Raw genomic sequence first — 22,077 nt, forward strand, 5'->3', positions numbered from 1 at the left:
GGAGCGTGCGCGGTCGGCGTGTCGTCTTCTGGCGGCACGGCCAGACCTCATGGAACCTGGAGAACCGCTTCCAGGGCAGTACCGACATTCCGCTGACCGACGCCGGGATCGCCCAGGCGCAGCGCGCCGCCAGGCTGCTCGCCGCACTCCGCCCGGACGCGGTCATCGCCTCCGACCTGCAGCGTGCCGCGGCGACCGCCGCGGAGCTGTCCGCGGTGACGGGTCTCGAGGTCGTCCACGATCCGGGCCTGCGTGAGACCTACGCCGGGACCTGGCAGGGGCTGACCAATCAGGAGATCCAGGCGCTGCACGCCGAGGAGTACCGGGCGTGGAAGCTCGGCGAACCGGTCCGCAGGGGCGGTGGCGAGCTCGGCACCGAGGTCGCCGACCGGGCCGTGCCCGTGGTCCTGGACGCCGTGAAGAAGCTTCCCGACCGGGGCACCCTGGTCGTGGTCAGCCACGGCGGCACGATCAGGATGGCCATCGGCCGGATGCTCGGCCTCGACTCCTCCAACTGGGAGGCGCTGGGCGGGCTCTCCAACTGCTGCTGGTCGGTGCTCGGGGAGGGCGCGCGTGGCTGGCGGCTGCAGGAGCACAACGCGGGGACGCTGCCGGAACCGGTGATCGGGGACGACACCTGAGGGACACCCGAGGGGACGGGGCCGGATTTCGCAGTTCGGCCCCCCTGCCGCTAAAGTCTTCCTCGTTCGCACAACAGCAGAACAGCGGGGCTGTAGCTCAGTTGGTAGAGCGCTTGCATGGCATGCAAGAGGTCCGGGGTTCAATTCCCCGTAGCTCCACGTAGGACACTCCACGTAGGACAATCGAAAAGCTGGCACGGGGCTGTAGCTCAGTTGGTAGAGCGCTTGCATGGCATGCAAGAGGTCCGGGGTTCAATTCCCCGTAGCTCCACAGGAATCCAGGCCGTTTCCGGCCCTTCTCCCTACCGGGAGAGCCGGAGGCGGCCTGTTTGTCTCCGCTGGTCGTGGGTGTGGGCCAACCCCGGCATGCCGGGGTTGGCCACCAGCCAGTTGCGCTTGTCCCGCCGTGCTTGTCCCGCCGCCGACCTCGCAGGTCGGAGGCGGGACAAGTGATTGGTGGGCCGCGTTGTGGAGCGTGTAGAGTAGGCGACGTCGCCGCGGGGAACCGCAGTGCGGCCGTCTGGGGCTGTAGCTCAGTTGGTAGAGCGCTTGCATGGCATGCAAGAGGTCCGGGGTTCAATTCCCCGTAGCTCCACAGATCACGATGGGCCCGACATCCGCGGATGTCGGGCCCATCGTCGTTCCGCCCAGCCCTTTCAGCCCTCCAGCCGGCGCCGTTCCGTCCAGTCCCGTCTAGTCCCGTCTGGTGAGCCGCAGCGCCAGCGCCGGGCACTGGTTCACCGCTCGGCGCGCGCCGTGCTCCAGCCAGGGCGCGATCGGTGTGGTGCCGATCACGGGGTATCCGTGCGGGCCGAGGGTGATCAGTTCGGGCGCGAGCGCGGCGCACAGGCCGTGTCCGTCACAGCGGGCCCAGTCCACCTCCAGTGCGGCCTCCGTTCCCGCAGCCGGCGCCGGCAGTGCGGAGCCGGTCTCGCCGGGGAGCGGCAGCAGGCCCCGCACCGGGCGGCCGCAACCGCGCCCCGACTCGTGGACGGCCAGGTCGTCGGCGAAGACCGCAAGCGCGGAGAGGATGAACCGGGCCGTCCCGTCGGGATGCGCACAGGCGCCCCGGCCCCTCACGGCGGAGATGGTGCGCCGGGCCTCGTCCAGGGCGGACGGGCCCCCGCCTGCGGTGGCGAGCTGGGCCAGGGCGTCGGCGGCGTTCGGCAGGCCCAGGCGGCAGGGGCCGCACTGCCCGGCGGACTGGGTGGCGAGCCAGCTCGCGACCCTGGCGACCTCGCCGATCGGGCAGGTGTCGTTGGGCAGCGACAGCACCGCGCCCGCGCCGAACGTGCCGCCGGCGGCGGCGAGACCCGCGCGGGACAGCGGCGCGTGCGCGGCGTCCTGGGGCCTGAGCCAGGCGCCGTGGTAGCCGCCGACGAGCAGTCCCTGTCCGGGCTCGATGCCGCAGGCGTCCAGGACCACGCCCATCCGCGCACCAGCAGGGACTTCGACCACCAGCGGGGGCAGGTCGGCGCGGGTGAGGGTGAGCAGGACGGTGCCGGGCTCGGCCGAGGTGCCGACGACCGCGTAGGCGTCCGGCCCGAGCCGGGCGGCGACGGCGAGCTGGGCGTAGGTCTCGGCGTTGGAGAGCAGCGTGGGACGGCCGCGTACCCCGGCGTCCCCGCCGTCGGTGGCCCGCGCCTTGCGGGCCGGCGGCACCGCGGGCAGCCCGGAGATGCCGCGGATGAGTGCGCCCGACTCGCCCGCGACGAAGCGCTCCGGAAGGCACATCACGCGGACCGGGCAGGGGAGCAGGGTTGCCGCGCCGTTCTCGCCCGCGCTCTCCCGCTCCGCCACGGCGCGCGGCATGGAGGTCTCTCCGGGGCCTTCGGCGCCCACGCCGACCACGATCTCCTCGGCGCCGAACGCCGCGGCGGCGAGGCAGGCGCCGTCCAGGATCAGATGCGGGGTGCGGGCCAGCAGCATCCGGTCCTTGGCACTGGCCGGCTCGCCCTCGGTGGCGTTGACGACGATGACCAGAGGCTTGCCGGTGCGGTCCGAGGTGGCGAGCGCGGCGCGGGCCTTGCGGGCGAACGGGAAGCCGGCTCCGCCCCGACCGCGCAGGTCGATCCGCTCGGCCAGTTCCAGCAGTCCGGCCCGGTCGACGCGGGGCAGCGGGCCGTGCGCGGTGCGATGGTCCGTCAGGTCCAGTCGCGCATGCTGGTCGAGCCCCGAGGTGAGGCGTGCGGGGCCGAGTCGCAGTACCTCGGGGACATTCACCAGCCGCCGCCGTGTTCCTGCGCGGATCCCGGGTAGCCGGGGTATCCGGGGTATGCCTGGCCCGGGTAGGCGGGATCCGCCGGATAGGCGGGGTAGCCCGATGCGGCCATGGCCTGGACCGGGATGCCGTGCGGCGGAGTGTCCCAGGTGAGGGCGCCCCAGACGCCGCTGTCGTCCAGCCAGTCGGGCACGCCGCCGGGAGCCGGCGCCGGACCGGGGGCGTAGCCCGCGGCGATCAGGTCGCCGGGGACGGCGAAGCCGTGCGGCGGGGTCTCGGCCAGCGCCGGATGCGGCCGCGCCTGGGCCTCGCCCGACCAGGGGGAGGGGGACGGCGAGGGTGCCGCCGGGTAGGCGTACGCGTACTGGGGCTGGTACTCCTGCTGGAACTGGGGCTCCTGCTGGAACTGGGGCTCGAATTGGGGCTGGTACTGCGGCTGGTACTGCGGCTGAGCCTGGGGCTGGGGCTGCTGCTCCGGTTGGAACTGGAACTGGGGCTCCGGCTGCGGTTCCTGGTAGCGGGGTTCCGGCTGGTACCCCTGCTGCGGTGCGCTGAGCTCGGCTGCCTCGGCGAACTCGGCGAACTCCGCGTAGGGGATCGCCACGGTCGGTTCCGCACCGAGCGGGGCCGAGGTCGCGAGCGTGACCGGCTCCTGCTCCCGTTCCCGGTCCGACCCGACCCGCACCTCTCGCGCGGTGCGTGCGGCGAAGCCCGGCGCGGGCTCGTACGCTCGCAGGGTCCGCTCGGTCCGGCGCCGGGCGGAGCCGCGTCCGGCGGCGCCGAGCAGCCGTATCAGCAGGGCGAGCCCCACCATGGCGGCGCACAGCCCGTAGCTCCACAGCACCCACACTGCCGCGGCCCGGCCCGCCGTCAGCCCGTGCGCGAGCGCGATCGGCCAGCAGGCGTACGCGCCGCCGTGCAGCACCCGCCACAGCCACGGTCGGCGGCTGCCCGCGAACCGGCCTCGTACGGCGCCGGTCGCCGCCGTCAGGACCAGCAGGTCCGCAGCGATCGTGCCCAGACTCACGGCGAAGGTCGCGCCGCCGCCGAACGGGAGTATGGCCGTGAGCGGACTGGCGTCCTGCTCGGCCACCTTGACGGCGATGTGCGTGACCAGGAACCCCAGCGCCGCCACCGAGGTGGCGCGGTGCACGGACTGCATCGCGACCCGCTGACGGATGCTCAGCACGAGCCGGTCGGTCGCGGCAAGGCCGCAGACGACGGCGGCGGTCAGCGAGAGCAGAGTGAATACCCCGGCGAAGTAGTCGAGGAACGCCATCACCCGCCCGGCCGTTCCGGCGAGCGCCCCGCTCATGGAGGGGGTTCCGCTGCCGCTGAGCGCCCGGAGCGAGGTGGCGCCGATGGTGACGGCGGCGCACACCAGGACCAGGAACAGCGGGAACGGCAGGGACAGCGATCGTGCGGTACGCCTGTTGCGGGCGGTCATCGTTCGGCCTCCGACTCGTCATGCGGTGATGCAGGGCCCCGAATCGTGATCTGGCCGTGATGCTAGCCGGGGTAGGTGAGACGCCCGGCGAGTCCTGCGAAACCCCGTACGGAGGTGAGTGTCGTGGCCTACGGTTCGCGCACCCGAGCGACTGCGGTTTCGCGCAGCCGAGCGAGCGCCATGCCATTGTGCCGCTCAATCGACCCGAACTGATGAATAACCAGCTCTTCCTCCGGCGATCGGCGGCAGTCCTGCCTGACACCTCGAACGGTTGCGCATGGATCACACAAAGTGAGCCCAATCAGAGAGGTGTCCCATGCGTTTCAGCAGGTCCCGGTCGAGGGCCGGTACGGCAGCACTCCTGGCGGTTCCGCTGCTGCTGTCGGGGGTGGTCCTGGGCGGCCCCGCAGGGGCGAAGTCGCTCCCGGCACGGGTGCCGCTGCCCAGCACGCTCCCCGGGTGGGCCGCCCCCTCCGCGGACCGGGGCGCGGTCGCCCCGACCGCTCCGGTGAGCGCACGGGTGTACCTGGCGGGGCGCGACCCGGCCGGTCTCGACGCGTTCGCCCGGGCGGTCTCCGACCCGCGCTCCCCCTCCTACGGCCACTATCTGAGCGCCCGCCAGGTCAGCGAGCGTTTCGGTGCCACCAGGAAGCAGACGGACGCGGTGCGCGGCTGGCTGACCTCCGCAGGCTTCCGGATCGTCGGCACCACCGCGCACTACGTGGCTGTCCAGGGTGACGCCCGGGCGGTGTCGCGTGCTTTCGGGACCACGCTGCACTCGTTCCGCAAGGGAGACCGCAGCTTCACCGCGCCGGCCGCGCCGGCCAGCGTGCCGGCCTCCATCGCCTCGGCGGTGCTGTCGATCACCGGCCTGGACACGGCCCCGCACCAGGCCCGACCGGACAACGTCCGTTCCGCCAGCGCCAGCCCCGCCAGCGCCCGCCCCGCCAGCGCCCGCCCCGACGCTGCCCGCCCCGACGCTGCCCGCCCCGCCGGCGGCCGGGCCGAGACCTCGGGCCGCCGTGACCTGCTGCCGGGGCCGGCCCTGGCCTACGTCAACTCCGGTCCTTTCTCCGACTACTTCGGATCCTCGCCGGCGAGCGCCTACCCCCCCGCCTACGGGCAGGTCCAGCCCTTCGCGCTCCGCGGCTACACCGGTACCCAGCTGCGTCGCGCCTACGGCGCCGCCGGCACCGGCCTGACCGGCGCCGGGGTCACCGTCGCCGTCGTCGACGCCTACGACTCGCCCACGCTCGGCGCGGACACCACCGCGTACGCCTCCGCACACGGCGACGCGCCCTACCGCAAGGGCCAGCTCATCCGCATCGACCCCGCGGTCTGGACCAACACCGCACCGAGGAGTGAGAGGTTCCCCAACGGCTGCGGTGCCTCCGGCTGGTACGGCGAGCAGACGCTGGACGTGGAGGCCGTGCACGGCGTCGCCCCGCAGGCGGGCATCGTCTACGTCGGCGCGGCCTCCTGCTCCGACTCCGACCTGATGGACGCCCTCACCACCATCGTGGACAAGCGGCTCGCGGACATTGTCAGCAACTCCTGGGGCGAGCCGGAGGGCGACAGCGACCCGGCCGCCGACCCGGTCTACGACGCCCTGTTCAAGCGCGGCGCGGCCGAGGGCGTCGGCTTCTACGTCTCCAGCGGGGACCAGGGCGACGATGTCGCCGCCACCGGCACCCGGCAGTCCGACATGCCCGCCTCGCTGCCCTGGGTCACCGCAGTCGGCGGCACCTCGCTGGCCTTGGACCAGAACGGCGACTACCGCTTCGAGACGGGCTGGGGCACTGACTCCGCCAAGCTGTCGAACGACGGCACGAGCTGGGGCATGTTGCCGGGGACGTTCCTCGCCGGCGCCGGCGGCGGGACCAGCTCCCGCGTGCTCCAGCCCGTCTACCAGCACGGAGTGGTCCCGGACGCGCTGGCCGCGACGAACGGGGTACAGCACCGTGTGGTTCCCGACGTCGCCGCCGTGGCCGACTCCGCGACCGGCTTCCTCGTCGGCCAGACCCAGGCCTGGCCCGACGGGACGGTCCGCTACGGCGAGTTCCGCATCGGCGGAACGAGTCTCGCGTCGCCCGTCTTCGCCGGAATCCAGGCCCTCGCCCAGCAGGCCGGCGGCAAACCGCTCGGCTTCGCCAACCCGAGGCTGTACCAGCTCTACGGCACCCCTGCCTTCCACGACGTCACGGACACCCCGCTCGGAGCCGCGACCAGCCTCGCCCAGGTCCGGGTGGACTTCCACAACGGCGTCGACGCCACCGGCGGGCTGGACGTCTCGCTGCGCACCATGGGCCACGACTCCTCGCTGCGGGCCGTGCCCGGCTTCGACGACGTGACCGGTGTCGGCTCGCCCGCGCCGGGCTACCTGCGGTCGTACCAGTCGGTGTCCCACGGCTTCGCGAGCATCCCGCAGCGGTAGCCCGTCCGCCGTCGGGAGAAGAGGAAGGGGCAGGCGGACGGGTCGAGCGCTGCGGTACCCTGTGCCCATGCGATCCGTGCGCCTGCTCCTTAGCCGGCCGCGCTGACAGGACCGGCCCACCCCCACAGAACCGTGGGACAGGGCCGGAGTCAGCGTGGCGACCCCTCCTGCGAGGGGTCTTTCTGTTTTCCGGAGCTTCCGGAGCTGCTGATGTACGCGGTTCTGCTGGAGGACGGGTCCGGTACGGCCCGGCCGAACCCCTGATGGAGTCTGAGGACGATGAGCGAGACCACACCCGAGGCGCCCGAGGCGTACCGATACACCCCCGCGCTGGCGGCGCGGATCGAGAGCGAGTGGCAGGACCGCTGGGAGCGTGAGCGCGTCTTCGACGCCCCCAACCCGGTCGGCGCCCTGGCCGACGGCAGCGAGGTCGCGGGGCGTCCGCACGCCTTCATCATGGACATGTTCCCGTACCCCTCGGGCGCGGGCCTGCACGTCGGACACCCGCTGGGCTTCATCGCCACCGACGTCTACGCCCGCTTCATGCGGATGACCGGCCACAACGTGCTGCACACGATGGGCTTCGACGCCTTCGGCCTGCCGGCCGAGCAGTACGCCGTGCAGACCGGCACACACCCCCGGGTGTCCACCGAGGCGAACATCACCCGGTACCGCGAGCAGCTGCGCAGCCTGGGCCTGGGCCACGACTCGCGCCGGTCGATCGCCACGATCGACCCGTCGTACTACAAGTGGACCCAGTGGATCTTCCTGCAGATCTTCAACTCCTGGTACGACCCCGAGGCCGGCCAGGCCCGCCCGATCACCGAGCTGGTCGCCCGCTTCGAGCGCGGCGAGCAGGCCACTCCCGACGGCCGCACCTGGGCCGAGCTGAGCGACGTCGAGCGCGGCGAGGTGCTGAGCGACTACCGCCTGGCCTACATCAAGCTGGCCCCGGTCAACTGGTGCCCCGGCCTGGGCACGGTGCTGGCCAACGAGGAGGTCACCGCCGACGGCCGCTCCGAGCGTGGCAACTTCCCGGTGTTCAAGGCCAACCTGCGCCAGTGGATGATGCGGATCACCGCGTACGGCGACCGGCTGATCGACGACCTGGACCTGCTGGACTGGCCGGACGCGATCAAGCTGCAGCAGCGCAACTGGATCGGCCGCAGTGAGGGCGCGCGGGTCGCTTTCGAGGTGACCGGTGTCGAGGGCGCCTCGATCACCGTCTTCACCACCCGCCCTGACACCCTGTTCGGTGCGACCTACATGGTGCTGGCCCCCGAGCACGAGCTGGTCGACGCCATCGTCCCGGCCGTCTGGCCGTCCGCCGACCTGCCCGCCGAGTGGACCGGCGGCCAGGCCACCCCCGTCGAGGCCGTCGCCGCGTACCGCAAGCAGGCCGCCGGCAAGTCCGAGGTGGAGCGGCAGACCGAGGGCAAGAGCAAGACCGGCGTGTTCACCGGCGCGTACGCGACCAACCCGGTCAGCGGCGAGCAGGTCCCGGTGTTCATCGCCGACTACGTGCTGATGGGCTACGGCACCGGCGCGATCATGGCCGTCCCCGCCCACGACCACCGCGACTTCGAGTTCGCGCGCGCTTTCAACCTGCCGATGCGCTGCGTCGTCCAGCCGAGCGACGGCCGCGGCACCGACCCAGCCGGGTGGGACGACGCCTTTGTCTCCTACGACGCGGCGATCGTGAACTCCGCCAACGACGAGGTCTCGCTGGACGGCCTGGGCGTCGTCGACGCCAAGAAGACCATCACCGACTGGCTGACCGCGCGCGGCATCGGCGAGGGCACCGTCAACTTCAAGCTGCGTGACTGGCTGTTCAGCCGCCAGCGCTACTGGGGCGAGCCCTTCCCGATCGTCTACGACGAGGACGGCGTCGCGCACCCGCTGCCCGAGTCGATGCTGCCGGTCGAGCTGCCCGAGATCGACGACTACTCGCCGCGCACCTTCGATCCGAACGACGCCGACACCTCCCCGGAGACGCCGCTGTCGCGCCGCGAGGACTGGGTCACGGTCGAGCTGGACCTGGGGCTGGGCGAGGGCGTCCGGAAGTACCGCCGCGAGACCAACACCATGCCCAACTGGGCCGGCTCCTGCTGGTACGAGCTGCGCTACGTCGACCCGGACAACGACGCGCAGATCGTCGACCCGACCAACGAGCGCTACTGGATGGGGCCCGACGCGGACAAGCCGGCGGGTGGCGTGGACCTGTACGTGGGCGGCGCGGAGCACGCGGTGCTGCACCTGCTGTACTCGCGCTTCTGGCACAAGGTGCTGTTCGACCTGGGCCACGTGAGCTCCAAGGAGCCGTTCCACAAGCTGTTCAACCAGGGCATGATCCAGGGTCAGGTCTACCGCGACGAGCGCGGTTTCCCGGTCCCGGCGGCCGAGGTGGAAGAGCGCGACGGGGCCTGGTTCTACCAGGGCGAGCAGGTCAGCCGGGAGATCGGCAAGATCGGCAAGTCGCTGAAGAACGTGGTCGCCCCCGAGGAGGTCACCGAGGAGTACAGCGTGGACACCCTGCGCCTGTACGAGATGGCGATGGGCCCGCTGGACGTGTCCCGCCCCTGGGACACCCGGGCCGTGGTCGGCTCCTTCCGCTTCCTGCAGCGGCTGTGGCGCACCATCGTGGACGAGGAGACCGGCGCGGTCGTCGTCACCGACGAGGAGCCGGACGAGGCGACGCTGCGAGCCCTGAACAAGGCCATCGACGGTATCCGCAGGGACCTGACCGGGCTGCGCTTCAACACGGCCGTGGCCAAGGCCACCGAGCTGAACAACTACCTGGTCAAGCGCGGCAGCACGCCTCGCGTGGTGGCCGAGCAGGCGGTGCTGCTGGTCGCGCCGCTGGCGCCGCACATCGCCGAGGAGCTGTGGGCCAAGCTGGGCCACACAACCTCGCTGGTGCACCAGCCGCTGCCCGAGGCCGACCCCGCCTACCTGGTCGACGACACGGTGACCTGCGTCGTGCAGGTCAAGGGCAAGGTCAAGGCGCGGCTGGAGGTGCCGCCGTCGATCGGCGACGCCGAGTTGGAGACGCTGGCGCTGGCCGCGCCGAACGTGGTGGCGGCGATCAGCGGAGCCGAGGTGCGCAAGGTCATCGTTCGCGCGCCCAAGCTGGTGAACATCGTCACGGGCTGAGCACCATGCCCGAGCCCTGTCGCTCCCCAGGCCGTAACCCTGAGCTTCCCCTGATCTGCCGCCGGCCGGGCCGGGAACGGGCCTGACTGTCCCCCCACGGGTCTACCGTGGGGGGACAAGTCCTGTCCCGACCTTGTCGTCTTCTGGGGAGGAGATCCGCCGTGGAAGCACTCGTCATCGTGCTGGTTCTCGCCGTGCTGCTGATGGGCGGGGTCGTCGCGCTCACCGGCCTGGTGATCGTCAAGGCCAAGCGCGCCGTAGGCCGGGCCGCGCCGCAGGCCCGGCGGGCCGCCGAGGACGTCGCCATCAAGGCCAGATCGCTGACCCGGGGCGGCGTGCACGGCAAGGTCGCCGGGCTGCGCTCCGAGGTGCGGGTCGCGCTGACCTCCTCACGCCGGGTCCTGGAGACAGGCGCGGAGGAGGACCATGAACTGGTCGAGGCACTGACGCTGCTCGCCCGCCTCGACGGGCACGCGGCCGAGCTGGACGGCGAACTGCGGCTGCTGGAGCGCGAACCGGACGCGGCGAGGGTCGAGCGGCGACTCGCCGCCGTGCAGGAGCGCGCGGAGCGGATCGTTCACCTCGCCTCCTCGCTGCGCTGGGCCGCGCAGGACCGGATGCACCGCTTCGCCGACGAGGACCTGGCCCGGCTGGGTGAGGAGTGCGAGGCGGAGGCGGGTGCGCTGCGGCACTGGACCCCGGCGGCGGTTCCGCAGGGGGAGGCGGCGGCCCACCGGGAGGCGGCGGGACTGGAAGGGGCGCGCGAGCGCCTCGGCGCGCTGGGGGACCGGCTCCGCAAGCCGCAGCCGAAGACCCAGCCGAAGACCCAACCGGGAGCCTCCGCGGGTTGACACGCGCGTCCATCAGAGGTGTCACCAGGGCTTTGTCCCTGTCCCTTCCCCTCCCGGACGGGTAACCTCCCGGACATGCCCGTCGCCCTCGTCACCGACTCCACTGCCTATCTCTCCGACGAGGCGGTGACCCGCTACGGGATCGACGTGGTGCCGCTGTGCGTGGTGATCGGCGACCAGGTGCTCGCGGAGGGAGTCGACGTCTCGCCCGGGGACGTGGCCGAGGCGATGCAACGGCGCGTGCACGTCACCACCTCGCGTCCCAACCCCGAGGCGTTCGCCGCCGCCTACCGGACGGCAGCGGCGCGGGGGGCGGACGCCGTCGTCTCACTGCACCTGTCCGCCGAACTGTCGGGGACCTACGAGGCCGCCCTGCTCGCCGCCGAGGACGCCCCGCTGCCGGTACGGGTCCTGGACACCCGCATGGTCGGCATGGCGCTCGGCTACTGCGTGCTGGCGGCGGCGGCCACCGCCCAGGCCGGCGGAACCATCGACGAGGTGGTCAACGCGGCCGAGAAGCGGGCGGCGGGCACGACCGGCTTCTTCTACGTGGACACGCTGGAGTACCTGCGCCGCGGCGGTCGGATCGGCGCCGCCCGGGCGATGCTGGGGTCGGCGCTGGCGGTGAAGCCGCTGCTGCACCTGGCCGACGGCCGGATCCAGCCACTGGAGAAGGTCCGTACCTCCAGCCGGGCCATCGCCAGGCTGGAGGAGATCGCGATCCAGCAGGCCGGGTCCGCGGAAGTGGATCTGGCAGTGCACCACCTGGCCGCGGAGCAGGGTGCGCTGCTGCTCGCGGAGCGCCTGCGCGAACGCATCCCCGGGCTGGGAGAGCTGCACGTGGGCGAGGTGGGCGCCGTGATCGGCGCCCACGTGGGGCCGGGGCTGCTCGCGGTAGTCGTCTCGCCGCGCTGAGCGCCTCGGGTACGACCGGCATGCCTCCTCACTCGTTCGAGTGAGCGAGTTGTGCACACCCCCCGAGTTGTCCACAGGCCGTCAGTTCAGCTGCTGGGCGCTCCAGTTCCCGGTCTAGCGTCGTCGGCATGAGGACCATGCTCACCGGCTCGCACCGGGACACCACCGACCTGGTCCGGCAGCGTATGGACACGCTGTTCGGGCCCGACCAGCCGGCGCCCCGGCGGATGCGCCCCGCCGCCTCGCCCCGGCTTTCCCGCGCTTCACCCGAGACCGACCTGCCCCCGTACGCCGACCGTCGCTACGGCACGGAGGAACCCCGCGCCCGTGCCCCGGCTCCTGCCGCTGCCCCGGCCCCGGCCCCGGCTCCTGGCTCGACTCACTCCTCGGCCCCTGCCTCGGCTCTGTTCCCCGCTGCGCGCATGGTGCGCCGCCTGCCGCTTGCCCTGCAGGAGCGGCTGGACCTGGATCGGCGTGCGGTGGTCGGCCTGTCCGTACTGCTCGTGCTCGCCCTCGGCTACGGCGTACAGCACTTCTGGAGCGGCCGTCCGGAGCCGGTCGCGGTGCCCACGGCAGAAGGCTCGGCGTCACCCAGCCCGCCCGCCGACCCGTCCGGCAGGCCTCGGCCGCCCACAGCTACCGGGCCGGTCGTGGACGTGGCAGGCAAAGTCCGCGAGCCGGGGGTGCGGACGCTGCCTCCGGGATCGCGGGTCCAGGACGCCCTGCGCGCCGCAGGAGGAGCGGTCCCCGGCACGGATCTGACCGGGCTGAACCTGGCCCGGCTCCTCAACGACGGCGAAGAGATCATCGTCGGCCCCGCCGGGGCGGCCGTCGGCAGCGCGGCCGGGGGAGCGCCCGGCGCTGCCGTCGCGCCGACCACCCCGCTCAGCCTCAACGGGGCGACGCTCCAGCAACTCGACGCGCTGCCCGGAGTGGGTCCGGTCCTGGCCCAGCGCATCATCCAGTACCGGGCCGAGCACGGCGGCTTCACGTCCGTCGACCAGCTCCGACGTGTCAGCGGCTTCGGCGAGCGTCGGCTGAAGGATCTCCGTGCGGTGCTGCGACCCTGAGGGAGGTGGAACATGACCGCTACGCCGACGACGGCGGCAGCGGAGCCTGTCACGGTGGACGCGACACCGCCGCAGGATCTGAGGCTGCTCGGACCAGCGGTGGTGGTCTGGGGTACGGCCGCCGCGCTGCTGGGAGCGCAGCCGTGGACGGTGCCCTGGGTGCTGCTCGGAGCCCTGCTCGCCGTGTGCGCGGCCGGGGCGCTGCTGCTGAAGGGCCGTCACCCCCTGCACCGCTCCCTGGCCGGGCTGCTGCTCAGCGCGGCGGCGGCAGCCGTCGCCACCACCCTCGCGACGGCGGACCTGCACCGCGGCCCGCTGCCCGGTCTCGCCCGACGGCAGGCCACGGTGGCTGTCGAGCTGACCGTCACTAGGGACCCCAGCGAGGGCACGTCCACGAGCGCTCCCTACGTCGTTTTTCAAGCCACCGTCGACAGAGTGGACAGCACCGCCACCCGCACCCCCGTCACCGTTGTCGCCCAAGGGCCCGACTCCGCCCGCTGGCTGACCCTGCTGCCCACGACCCGGCTCAGCGCGGAGGCGCGCCTGCGCACGGCGGACGCCGGAGGCGAGGTCGCCGCCCTGCTGTTCACCCGGGGGCCGCCGCACATCCTCGCTACGCCCGGGCTGCTGCAGCGGATCGCCGGGTCCCTGCGGTCGGGGCTGCGCCGGGCAAGCGACCCGCTCGACCCCGACCCGAGGGCGCTGCTGCCCGGCCTGGTGGTGGGTGACACCAGCCGGATGCCTCCGGACCTGGAGGAGGCGTTCCTCACCACCGACCTCGCGCACATCACCGCAGTCTCCGGAGCGAATCTCAGCATCGTGCTGACCCTGCTGATCGGCGCGGCGTCGCGCTCCCGCACACCGGAGCGAGGCGGGCTCGCCGGCCGGCTCGGCCTGCCGCTGCGGTCTACCGCGGCCGCCGGGGTGGCGCTCACCGTCGGCTTCGTCATCCTCTGCCGCCCCGACCCGAGCGTGCTGCGGGCCGCAGCGACCGGCCTGATCATGTTGCTGGCCCTGGCCACCGGGCGGCGCGCGGCGGCAAGCGCCGCACTCGCCGGAGCGACCCTGCTGCTGATGCTGGTCGATCCCTGGCTGGCCCGCTCGTACGGCTTCGCCCTGTCGGCGCTGGCCAGCGCGGGGCTGCTGACCCTCGGGCCGCGCTGGGCCGAGGCCCTGGTCCGCCGGGGCTGGCCGCGTCTCGTCGCCGAAGCCGTGGCCTGTGCGGCTGCGGCCCAGGCCCTGTGCGGACCGCTGCTCGCCCTGAAGGCGGCCAGGGTCAGCCTGGTCGCCGTTCCCTGCAACCTCCTGGCCGAGGCGGCAGTCGCCCCGGCCACCCTGCTCGGCTTCGCCGCACTGGCGGCCGCCCCGCTCTCGATGACCGTCGCAGTCCTGCTTGCCCGGCTCGCGGCCGTCCCCACCGAGTGGATCACCACTCTCGCCCGTCGCGCCGCCGACCTCCCTGGCGCGGAGATCGCCTGGCCCGGCGGCTGGCCGGGAGCCCTCCTGCTCGCCGCTGTGACCTGCGCGGCCCTCGCCTGCCTGCCCGTCCTGCGGCAGCGCATCGTCGCCGTCGGTCTGGTGCTGGCGCTGCTCGCCCTGCTACTGCGACCGGCCCCGCTGACCCGCCTGGTCACCGGCTGGCCGCCGCCGCACTGGCGGGTGGTGGCCTGCGACGTGGGCCAGGGCGACGCCGTCGTCGTCTCCTCGGGCACCGACCCGGGGACGGCCCTGGTGATCGACGCGGGCCCGGACCCGCGCGCAGTCGACGGGTGCCTGCGGAATCTGGAGATCACCCGGATCCCGCTGCTGCTGCTCACCCACGACCACGCGGACCACGTCGAAGGACTGCCGGGGGTGTTGCACGACCGCGAGGTGGGGGCGATCGAGACCAGCCCGGACGAGGAGCCGGCCGGCGAGTGGGCCAGGATCAGGAAGTGGGCCGGGGCAGCCGGGGTGCCGTTGCTGCGGGTCGCCGTCGGCGAGCGGCGCAGCCTCGGCGACCTGCACTGGCAGGTGCTGTGGCCGCGAGGTCCACTGGACGCCGACACCCCCGGCCCCAACAACGCCAGCGTCGCCCTTCTGCTCACCACCCCCGACCTGCGGATGGCCTTCCTCGGTGACCTGGAACCGCCGGCCCAGGCCCGGCTGCTCGACCAACTCCCCGGATACCCGGCCCTGCGCCACCTGGACCTGCTCAAGGTCGCCCATCACGGCTCCGGCAGGCAGGACGCCGACCTGCTCCGTGCCCTGAATCCCCGCCTGGCTCTGATCTCCTGCGCCCTCAGCAACACCTACGGCCACCCGGCCCCCTCCACTCTCGCGCTGCTGCGCTCGGTCGGCAGCACCGTGCTCCGCACCGACCAGCAGGGCGACCTCGCCGTCCTGGACGACGGCCACGGTCGACTGTCCGTGGCGACCCGTCCCCGATAATGCGTGGGTGCACAGCGATGACGACCCCTACGTTCTGGTTCTGCCCGACCGCGACGCCGCCGAGGCGGTCGCGGACGAGCTCACCGAGGGCCACCCCGAACTGCCCGAGCCGGAACTGCACCGGGAGGCCCTCGCGGGGGAGGACGACGCCGAGGACGCCCAGTGGCTCGTCGTGCTGCACCCGCCGCTCCCGGCTGCCCTCACTCCGCAGGCCCTCGACGCGCTCGCCGGTACCCATGAGGGCTGGCTCGAGGGCTGGCTCGACCGAGGGGTGGAGAGCCATCCGGCCGACGACTGAGAGGCTCCGCCAGTAGGGGGCTGGCGTCGCGTGCCGATGGCTGTCTCCCTCAAACTCCGTCCGGGGGTGCCCCCTCCCTCGCCCCGCTCCTTCATCCAGCCCCCTACTGGCGGAGCCTCTAAGACCGACCGGCAAATGGAGGGCGGCGTCGCGGGCCGATGGCTCTCGCCCAGACGGCTTCTCCTCAGTCGCCAGGGCTCCGCCATGGCTCCTTCGTCGGCACCGCCTGGACTCGGCCCTCGACCCTCCCCCAACCTTCGGCCGGGGGGACCCCCTTCTTCTTCCGCCCTCCATTTGCCGGTCGGTCTAAGCCGGCGGGTCTGTCGGTCCCGACCTATAGGCTGACCGCGATGGCCAGGAAACCCGCTGATGACCTGCTCTCCCCGCTGACTCTCGTCGTCGGCCAGGAGGAGCTCCTGCTCGACCGCGCCGTCGCGCAGATCACGGCCGCCGCCCGGCAGGCGGACCCGGACACCGACGTACGGGACATCCAGCCGGGCGTACTGCAGCCGGGCATGCTCAGCGAGCTGACCAGCCCGTCCCTGTTCTCCGAGCGCAAGGTCATCGTCGTCCGCGCCGCCCAGGACCTCGCCGCCGACACCGTCAAGGAGATCAAGGCGTACCTGGACGACCCGGCGCCCGAGGTGATGCTCGTGCTGGTGCACGCCGGCGGCGCGAAGGGCAAGGGGCTGCTCGACGCAGCGAAGAAGGCGGGGGCCCGCGAGGTCGCCTGTCCCAAGTTCAGCAAGCCCGCGGAGAAGCTTGCCTTCGTCCGCGCCGAGTTCCGGGTCACCGGCCGCTCCGCAACCGAGGACGCCTGCAAGGCCCTGCTCGACTCCGTCGGCAGCGACCTGCGCGAGCTCGCCTCCGCCTGCAGCCAGCTCGCCGCCGACACCGAGGGCACCATCGACGAGACCGTCGTCGCCCGCTACTACACCGGTCGGGCCGAGTCCTCCGGCTTCCAGGTCGCCGACCTGGCCGTGACCGGTCGGACCGCCGAGGCGCTGGGCCAGCTCCGCTGGGCACTCGCCGTGGGGGAGAAGCCCACCGGCATCGTCTTCGCGCTGGCCTCGGGTGTCCGTGCGATCGGCCGGGTCGCCACCGCCGACCGCGGCATGCGTCCCGGCGATCTGGCCCGCGAGCTCGGCATGCCCCCGTGGAAGATCGACCGCGTCCGCCAGCAGCTCCGCGGCTGGACCGGCGACGGGGTCGCCGCCGCGCTGCGCGCCATCGCCGATGCCGACGCCGCCGTGAAGGGCGGCTCCGGTGACCCGGCATACGCGCTGGAGCAGTGCGTCGTCGCCGTCTCCCGCGCCGCCCGCTCCCAGCGCTGACCGGGACGCCGGGAAGCACGAAGGCCCCCGCCTCTCCGGAGATCCGGAGAGGCGGGGGCCTTCGTGTTCGTCTGAAGCCTTCAAACTGCACCGCACCCGCGTGGCGAACGCAGGCCGCGTGCGGTGCGAGGATCCTGCACAGCGCCCGGGTAGAGGGCCGGACGGCCCGTGCAGTGGCCGGATCGGAGCGGTTGAGAGGGACCGCGTCACCCGTTCCGGCAGGTCACATCAAGCATCAAGAAGTGATCCTGAAGCGCCTCGAGCGAGGAGGTCAGCCCTGCAGACCGGCAGCCCTGGCGGCGAGCGCCGACTTCTTGTTGGCAGCCTGGTTCTTGTGGATGACGCCCTTGCTGGCGGCCTTGTCGAGCTTCTTGTTGGCCTCGCGGGTCAGCGCGGTGGCCTTCTCGACGTCGCCGGCCTCCATGGCCTCACGGGCCTTGCGGACGGCGGTCTTCAGCGAGGACTTGACAGCCTTGTTGCGCTGACGAGCCTTCTCGTTGGTCTTGATGCGCTTGATCTGGGACTTGATGTTCGCCACGAAAGAGCCTCAGTCTGATTGGTTGGAACAGAGTTGGTGTCCGCTCGGCGACCTGCCGGCCTCCCGGTCACCCGGTCGGAGGGCATGCAGCATCGCAGACACGGTGGCCCAGACTACCAGGGGCGTTCGGCTCATCCCAAACCGGGCGCGGGGTCCTCGGGCTGCTCCAGCAGGTAGTGCTCGACGAGCGGGAAGGGGTCGTAGAAGTGGTGCAGCAGCTCCCGCCACCGCTGGTACTCGGGCGAGTTCCGGAATCCCTCGGTGTGGTCCTCGAGACGGTCCCATTCCACCTGCAGCAGGAACCGCGACTCGCCTCCCGCGTCGAGGCAGGGGAGCAGCCGCAGCGAGCGGAAGCCCGGCTGGACGGCGATGAGCGGGCGGGCCCGGTCGAAGGCGGCGAGAAAGTCGGAGACCTGGCCCGGGACGACGTCGAGCCGTGCGGATTCGAGGATCATGCTCGGTGATCCTGCCCCGGACGACTCCCGCAGCGCCAGGCCTGAGACCGAACGGCAAATGGAGGGCGGCGTCGCGGGCCGATGGCTCTCGCCTGACCGGGTTGTCGTCAGTCGCCAATGCTCCGCAGTGGCTCCTTCCTCTGCCCCGCCCAGACTCGGCCCTCGACCCGCTCCTTCTTCCACCCTCCATTTGCCGGTCGGTCTTATGCCAGTCTGAGCCGCATGACCTCCGCCATCGGCCGCTTCCGCGCCGCCGCTTCCAGCTCTCGGTCCGCGCTGCTGCTCTCCGGCTTCCTGGCGGGGTCGGGCCTGCTGCACTTCGCCGTGCCGGTTCCTTTCGACGCGATCGTCCCCAAGGTGCTGCCCGGAAGTCCTCGGACCTGGACGAAGGCCAGCGGCGCGGCGGAGCTGGCGGTCGCTGCGGCGCTGTTCGTGCCGCGGACCCGTCGCCTCGGCGGTCTCGCCGCGGCGGGCCTGTTCGCCGCCGTCTACCCGGCGAATGTGCAGATGGCCTACGACTGGCGGCACGCCTCAACGGTGAAGCGCGCCATCGCCTACGGCCGCCTCCCGCTGCAGGCCCCGCTGATCGGTTGGGCGCTCGCCGCACGCACAGGTGCGGGCACGAGTACGGGCACCGATGTCGGCAGGAGCTGACACCGGGCGGCGGGCGTGAGCGCCTGAGCGGCGAGGTCCCCGGTCGTGGGACGATAGGCAGAACCTTCCGCGCTCGCGCTGCCGCGCGGGAGTCCTGCTCCAGCCACTCGACACCATTGGACCCTGAGTGCCCGCCTCCCCCGTCAACGTTCCGCAGCCCAGCCGCACCGACCCGGCGCTGATCCGCAACTTCTGCATCATCGCTCACATCGACCACGGCAAGTCCACGCTCGCCGACCGGATGCTGCAGATCACCGGCGTGGTCGACCCGAGGCAGATGCGCGCCCAGTACCTCGACCGGATGGACATCGAGCGCGAGCGCGGCATCACCATCAAGTCGCAGGCGGTCCGGCTGCCCTGGGCCCCGCTCAGCGGCGACAACCAGGGCACCACGCACATCCTCAACATGATCGACACCCCGGGACACGTCGACTTCACCTACGAGGTGTCCCGCTCGCTGGCGGCCTGCGAGGGCACCCTGCTGGTGGTGGACGCGGCCCAGGGCATCGAGGCGCAGACCCTCGCCAACCTCTACCTGGCGCTGGAGAACGACCTCACGATCATCCCGGTGCTCAACAAGATCGACCTCCCGGCCGCCCAGCCGGAGAAGTACGCCGAGGAGCTGGCCCGGATCATCGGCTGCGAGCCCGAGGACGTGCTGCTGGCCAGCGCCAAGAGCGGCCTCGGCGTCGAGGCGATCCTGGACGAGGTCGTCAAGAAGGTCCCCGCTCCGGTCGGCGTCAAGGACGCCCCGGCCCGTGCGATGATCTTCGACTCGGTGTACGACACCTATCGCGGCGTCGTCACCTATGTCCGGGTCGTCGACGGCGAGCTGACCAAGCGTGAGCGCATCGAGATGATGTCCACCGGCGCCACCCACGAACTGCTGGAGATCGGCGTCATCTCCCCGGAACCCAAGGTCGCCGACGGCCTGGGCGTCGGCGAGGTCGGCTACATCATCACCGGAGTGAAGGACGTCCGGCAGTCCAAGGTCGGTGACACCATCACCTCGATGCACAAGGGTGCGACCGAGGCGCTGGGCGGCTACAAGGAACCGCGCCCGATGGTCTTCTCCGGCCTCTACCCGCTGGACGGCTCGGACTACCCGCTGCTGCGCGACGCCCTGGACAAGCTGCGCCTCAACGACGCCGCCCTGGTCTACGAGCCGGAGACCTCGGTGGCGCTTGGCTTCGGCTACCGCTGCGGCTTCCTCGGCCTGCTGCACCTGGAGATCATCCGGGAGCGCCTGGAGCGCGAGTTCAACCTGGACCTGATCTCCACCGCCCCCAACGTGGTCTACCGCGTGGTGATGGAGGACGGCACCGAGATCACCGTCACCAACCCCAGCGAGTTCCCCGGCGGCAAGATCACCGAGGTGAACGAGCCCGTCGTGCGCGGCACCATCCTGGCGCCGAACGAGTTCGTCGGCGCGATCATGGAGCTCTGCCAGGCCCGCCGCGGCAATCTGCAGGGCATGGACTACCTCTCCGAGGACCGGGTCGAGCTCCGCTACACCCTCCCCCTCGCCGAGATCGTCTTCGACTTCTTCGACATCCTGAAGTCCAAGACCCGCGGCTACGGCTCCTTCGACTACGAGCCCATCGGCGAGCAGGCGGCGGACCTGGTCAAGGTCGACATCCTGCTGCACGGCGACGCGGTGGACGCCTTCTCCGCCGTGGTCCACAAGGACAAGGCCTACAACTACGGCGTGATGATGGCCGGGAAGCTGCAGAAGCTGATCCCGCGCCAGCAGTTCGAGGTGCCGATCCAGGCCGCCATCGGCTCGCGCGTCATCGCCCGCGAGACCGTCCGCGCGATCCGCAAGGACGTCCTGGCGAAGTGCTACGGCGGTGACATCTCCCGTAAGCGGAAGCTGCTGGAGAAGCAGAAAGAGGGCAAGAAGCGGATGAAGATGGTCGGTCGCGTGGAGGTGCCGCAGGAGGCCTTCATCGCCGCGCTGTCGACGGACGCGGACGCCCCCTCGGAGAAGAAGAAGTAGCCGGACCGGAACGGGCGGCAGGAACTCGAGGGATCGAGCACCTGCCGCCCGTTCCTGCGTCCTGCCCCGGGCACGCGGTGCTGTCCGGGAAGTTGTCGTTCTGTCAGGTCGCTGACCAGCTCGGGTCGCGGCCTGACAGCGCGAGCGCCCGCTCGAAGGCCGCCGCCTCCGCGCCGACCGGCAACGGCTCGGCGAAGCCCGCGTACTGCCGGTACATCTCGGCGTACTCCTCGACCAGGCCCAGGGTCGCCGCGTCCACCGACCCGGGGACGCTGAACTCCTGTCCCGTGGCTACCGCCAACTCCCAACCATGCAGCACCAGTTCAAGCAGGATCATGCCGGCGACGGCAGCTGCGGGCATGGACGAGTCGCCCATCTTGACCTCGCCCTCCCACACAGCCGGATCCGCCCAGGCTGCCATCGCCCGGTCCAGTTGGGCGGCGTAGGCGTCTGCCCAGCCGGGTTCGGCGGTGAAGTCGCGCTTCTGCCAGTCGTCGGGAACCGACTCCCCGCGCGAACGGAGCTCGAAATTGTACGAGGTCCACAGGACAAGATGGTTGGCCAGAGTCCTGACGTCCCACTCCGTAGCGGGCGTGGCGTCGGACAACTGTTCAGGGGTGACCGCGCGGGCTACCCGGGCGGCCTCGGCGGCAGCGGCTGTGAGCTGCGGAAGCAGATTCGTCATGGGTCCACGCTAGGCACCAGCCGTCCGGCTGTCTTGAAGAAACGCGACAGCATAGGCTGACTGCCATGACCAGCGCGGACGCGGGCGGTGCGGAGGCCCCGCGGGGCGTGCTGCACCCACAGGGCGCGGTCGGCCGCTTCACGCTCGACCGCTTCGAACCCGCAGCGGCGCTGGCGCCGTTCGTGGAGTTCTACTGGAACGTCCGCTGGGACCTGCGCGGGCAGCCTCCGTACGAGCAGAAGGTCCTCTCCCATCCCAATGTGCACTTGGTCTTCGAGGAGCCGAGAGCAGGCGTGTACGGGGTGGACCGGGGGCTCTTCGTGCGTCGTCTGGAAGGGCACGGCCAGGTCCTCGGTGTGAAGTTCCACCCCGGCGGGTTCCGTCCGTTCTGGGGCCGCCCTGTGCAGGAGCTCGCCGACCGGGTGGTGCCCGCGACCGAGGTGTTCGGCTCCGCCGTCGAGGAGACGAACCGTCACGTCCTGCTGGAGGAAGGTCCGTCGGCGCTTGCGGACATCGCTGACGCCTTCCTGCTGCAGCGCCTCCCGGCGCTCGACCCGCAGGCCGTCGAGGTCGCCGCGATGGTCGAGACCGCCACGACCGACCACGCGCTCGTCCGCGTCGAGCAGCTCGCCGAACGCTGCGGAGTGTCCGCCCGCACCCTCCAGCGGCTCTTCGCCGAGTACGTCGGCGCGGGGCCCAAGTGGGTGCTGCGCCGGGCCCGGCTGCACGAGGCGGCACAGCGCGCCGACGAGCAGGGCGTCACCGTGGACTGGGCCGTTCTGGCCACCGACCTCGGCTATGCCGACCAGGCCCACTTCAGCCGCGACTTCACCGCTGTCGTCGGCCTTCCACCGACCCGCTACGCGCAGCGCTGACGGCGGGCGCCCAGCGCTGACGGCGGCGCGCACCGGCGTGGGCGGAGTCGACGCCTGGGGCCGCTGCGATAACCTCC

The 22,077-nt window shown here is 72.0% G+C and carries 17 protein-coding genes and 3 tRNA genes; 15 read left to right on the top strand and 5 right to left on the bottom strand.

Translation table 11 applies throughout. The features are described from left to right. Window positions 1–5: 5 nt before the first annotated feature. The 4 genes from ABIA33_RS26605 to ABIA33_RS26620 all read left to right on the top strand — a co-directional run bounded on the left by ABIA33_RS26605 (window position 6) and on the right by ABIA33_RS26620 (window position 1,236). Window positions 6–641: a histidine phosphatase family protein gene (locus ABIA33_RS26605; RefSeq protein ID WP_370085068.1), complete on the top strand. Its 636-nt coding sequence runs from the start codon at window positions 6–8 to the stop codon at window positions 639–641. 86 nt (window positions 642–727) lie between these two features. Then, a tRNA-Ala gene (locus ABIA33_RS26610) sits at window positions 728–800 on the top strand. Window positions 801–839: 39 nt separating this feature from the next. Then, a tRNA-Ala gene (locus ABIA33_RS26615) sits at window positions 840–912 on the top strand. A 251-nt stretch (window positions 913–1,163) separates the two neighbouring features. Beyond that, window positions 1,164–1,236, top strand: a tRNA-Ala gene (locus tag ABIA33_RS26620). 98 nt (window positions 1,237–1,334) lie between these two features. Here the strand turns inward: ABIA33_RS26620 and ABIA33_RS26625 are convergent. After that, window positions 1,335–2,864: an NADH-ubiquinone oxidoreductase-F iron-sulfur binding region domain-containing protein gene (locus tag ABIA33_RS26625; RefSeq protein WP_370085069.1), complete on the bottom strand. Its 1,530-nt coding sequence runs from the start codon at window positions 2,862–2,864 to the stop codon at window positions 1,335–1,337. After that, window positions 2,861–4,309: a hypothetical protein gene (locus ABIA33_RS26630; RefSeq protein WP_370085070.1), complete on the bottom strand. Its 1,449-nt coding sequence runs from the start codon at window positions 4,307–4,309 to the stop codon at window positions 2,861–2,863. The genes ABIA33_RS26625 and ABIA33_RS26630 overlap by 4 nt, the downstream gene beginning before the upstream one ends. 316 nt (window positions 4,310–4,625) lie before the next feature. Between ABIA33_RS26630 and ABIA33_RS26635 the strand changes: the two genes are divergently transcribed. The 8 genes from ABIA33_RS26635 to holA all read left to right on the top strand — a co-directional run bounded on the left by ABIA33_RS26635 (window position 4,626) and on the right by holA (window position 16,794). Continuing rightward, on the top strand, window positions 4,626–6,743 hold the full coding sequence (locus tag ABIA33_RS26635) for a protease pro-enzyme activation domain-containing protein (RefSeq protein ID WP_370085071.1): 2,118 nt from the start codon (window positions 4,626–4,628) through the stop codon (window positions 6,741–6,743). Window positions 6,744–7,022: 279 nt separating this feature from the next. Continuing rightward, window positions 7,023–9,896 (top strand): leucine--tRNA ligase, encoded by a 2,874-nt coding sequence (leuS, locus tag ABIA33_RS26640; RefSeq protein WP_370085072.1) that lies wholly within the window; start codon window positions 7,023–7,025, stop codon window positions 9,894–9,896. Between the two features lie 161 nt (window positions 9,897–10,057). Further along, window positions 10,058–10,747 carry a hypothetical protein gene (locus ABIA33_RS26645; RefSeq protein WP_370085073.1) on the top strand — a complete coding sequence of 230 codons (690 nt, stop codon included), beginning with the start codon at window positions 10,058–10,060 and terminating at the stop codon, window positions 10,745–10,747. A 75-nt stretch (window positions 10,748–10,822) separates the two neighbouring features. Further along, window positions 10,823–11,662 carry a DegV family protein gene (locus tag ABIA33_RS26650; RefSeq protein ID WP_370085074.1) on the top strand — a complete coding sequence of 280 codons (840 nt, stop codon included), beginning with the start codon at window positions 10,823–10,825 and terminating at the stop codon, window positions 11,660–11,662. A gap of 128 nt (window positions 11,663–11,790) precedes the next feature. Then, the gene (locus ABIA33_RS26655; protein WP_370085075.1) at window positions 11,791–12,732 is read left to right on the top strand and encodes a helix-hairpin-helix domain-containing protein; all 942 of its coding nucleotides are present in this window, start codon (window positions 11,791–11,793) and stop codon (window positions 12,730–12,732) included. Window positions 12,733–12,744: 12 nt separating this feature from the next. Then, window positions 12,745–15,162 (top strand): ComEC/Rec2 family competence protein, encoded by a 2,418-nt coding sequence (locus tag ABIA33_RS26660; protein ID WP_370085076.1) that lies wholly within the window; start codon window positions 12,745–12,747, stop codon window positions 15,160–15,162. Window positions 15,163–15,169: 7 nt separating this feature from the next. After that, entirely contained in the window at window positions 15,170–15,460 is a 291-nt protein-coding gene (locus tag ABIA33_RS26665; protein WP_370085077.1) for a hypothetical protein, read from the top strand. Between the two features lie 350 nt (window positions 15,461–15,810). Further along, on the top strand, window positions 15,811–16,794 hold the full coding sequence (gene holA, locus ABIA33_RS26670) for a DNA polymerase III subunit delta (RefSeq protein ID WP_370085078.1): 984 nt from the start codon (window positions 15,811–15,813) through the stop codon (window positions 16,792–16,794). Between the two features lie 271 nt (window positions 16,795–17,065). Here the strand turns inward: holA and rpsT are convergent, their stop codons facing one another. Both rpsT and ABIA33_RS26680 read right to left on the bottom strand, forming a co-directional pair. Continuing rightward, window positions 17,066–17,332, bottom strand: a complete 267-nt coding sequence (gene rpsT, locus ABIA33_RS26675; RefSeq protein WP_370085079.1) for a 30S ribosomal protein S20 — start codon at window positions 17,330–17,332, stop codon at window positions 17,066–17,068. A gap of 131 nt (window positions 17,333–17,463) precedes the next feature. Further along, complete coding sequence (locus ABIA33_RS26680) at window positions 17,464–17,787, bottom strand: antibiotic biosynthesis monooxygenase (protein ID WP_370085080.1); 324 nt, start codon at window positions 17,785–17,787, stop codon at window positions 17,464–17,466. Between the two features lie 222 nt (window positions 17,788–18,009). Between ABIA33_RS26680 and ABIA33_RS26685 the strand changes: the two genes are divergently transcribed. Then, window positions 18,010–18,441, top strand: a complete 432-nt coding sequence (locus tag ABIA33_RS26685; RefSeq protein ID WP_370085081.1) for a hypothetical protein — start codon at window positions 18,010–18,012, stop codon at window positions 18,439–18,441. A gap of 127 nt (window positions 18,442–18,568) precedes the next feature. Next, on the top strand, window positions 18,569–20,440 hold the full coding sequence (lepA, locus tag ABIA33_RS26690; RefSeq protein WP_370085082.1) for a translation elongation factor 4: 1,872 nt from the start codon (window positions 18,569–18,571) through the stop codon (window positions 20,438–20,440). Between the two features lie 103 nt (window positions 20,441–20,543). Here lepA and ABIA33_RS26695 read toward each other — a convergent pair whose 3' ends face one another. Next, a complete protein-coding gene (locus ABIA33_RS26695; protein ID WP_370085083.1) occupies window positions 20,544–21,125 on the bottom strand; it encodes a TIGR03086 family metal-binding protein in 582 nt (193 codons plus the stop codon). A 65-nt stretch (window positions 21,126–21,190) separates the two neighbouring features. Here ABIA33_RS26695 and ABIA33_RS26700 point away from each other — a divergent pair, with 65 nt between their 5' ends. Further along, window positions 21,191–22,000, top strand: coding sequence for a DUF6597 domain-containing transcriptional factor (locus tag ABIA33_RS26700; protein WP_370085084.1), 810 nt, complete (start codon window positions 21,191–21,193; stop codon window positions 21,998–22,000). Window positions 22,001–22,077 lie beyond the last annotated feature (77 nt).

It is taken from the genome of Streptacidiphilus sp. MAP12-16 (assembly GCF_041262165.1).
In the GTDB taxonomy this organism is placed as follows: Bacteria; Actinomycetota; Actinomycetes; order Streptomycetales; family Streptomycetaceae; genus Streptacidiphilus.

Bases quoted from the DNA above. Each gene is read 5' to 3' on its own strand.
- holA (WP_370085078.1), top strand. From the start codon at position 15,811: ATGGCCAGGAAACCCGCTGATGACCTGCTCTCCCCGCTGACTCTCGTC.
- ABIA33_RS26680 (WP_370085080.1), bottom strand. From the start codon at position 17,787: ATGATCCTCGAATCCGCACGGCTCGACGTCGTCCCGGGCCAGGTCTCC.
- leuS (WP_370085072.1), top strand. From the start codon at position 7,023: ATGAGCGAGACCACACCCGAGGCGCCCGAGGCGTACCGATACACCCCC.
- ABIA33_RS26635 (WP_370085071.1), top strand. From the start codon at position 4,626: ATGCGTTTCAGCAGGTCCCGGTCGAGGGCCGGTACGGCAGCACTCCTG.
- ABIA33_RS26660 (WP_370085076.1), top strand. From the start codon at position 12,745: ATGACCGCTACGCCGACGACGGCGGCAGCGGAGCCTGTCACGGTGGAC.
- ABIA33_RS26685 (WP_370085081.1), top strand. From the start codon at position 18,010: ATGACCTCCGCCATCGGCCGCTTCCGCGCCGCCGCTTCCAGCTCTCGG.
- ABIA33_RS26695 (WP_370085083.1), bottom strand. From the start codon at position 21,125: ATGACGAATCTGCTTCCGCAGCTCACAGCCGCTGCCGCCGAGGCCGCC.
- ABIA33_RS26700 (WP_370085084.1), top strand. From the start codon at position 21,191: ATGACCAGCGCGGACGCGGGCGGTGCGGAGGCCCCGCGGGGCGTGCTG.
- ABIA33_RS26650 (WP_370085074.1), top strand. From the start codon at position 10,823: ATGCCCGTCGCCCTCGTCACCGACTCCACTGCCTATCTCTCCGACGAG.
- ABIA33_RS26655 (WP_370085075.1), top strand. From the start codon at position 11,791: ATGAGGACCATGCTCACCGGCTCGCACCGGGACACCACCGACCTGGTC.
- ABIA33_RS26630 (WP_370085070.1), bottom strand. From the start codon at position 4,309: ATGACCGCCCGCAACAGGCGTACCGCACGATCGCTGTCCCTGCCGTTC.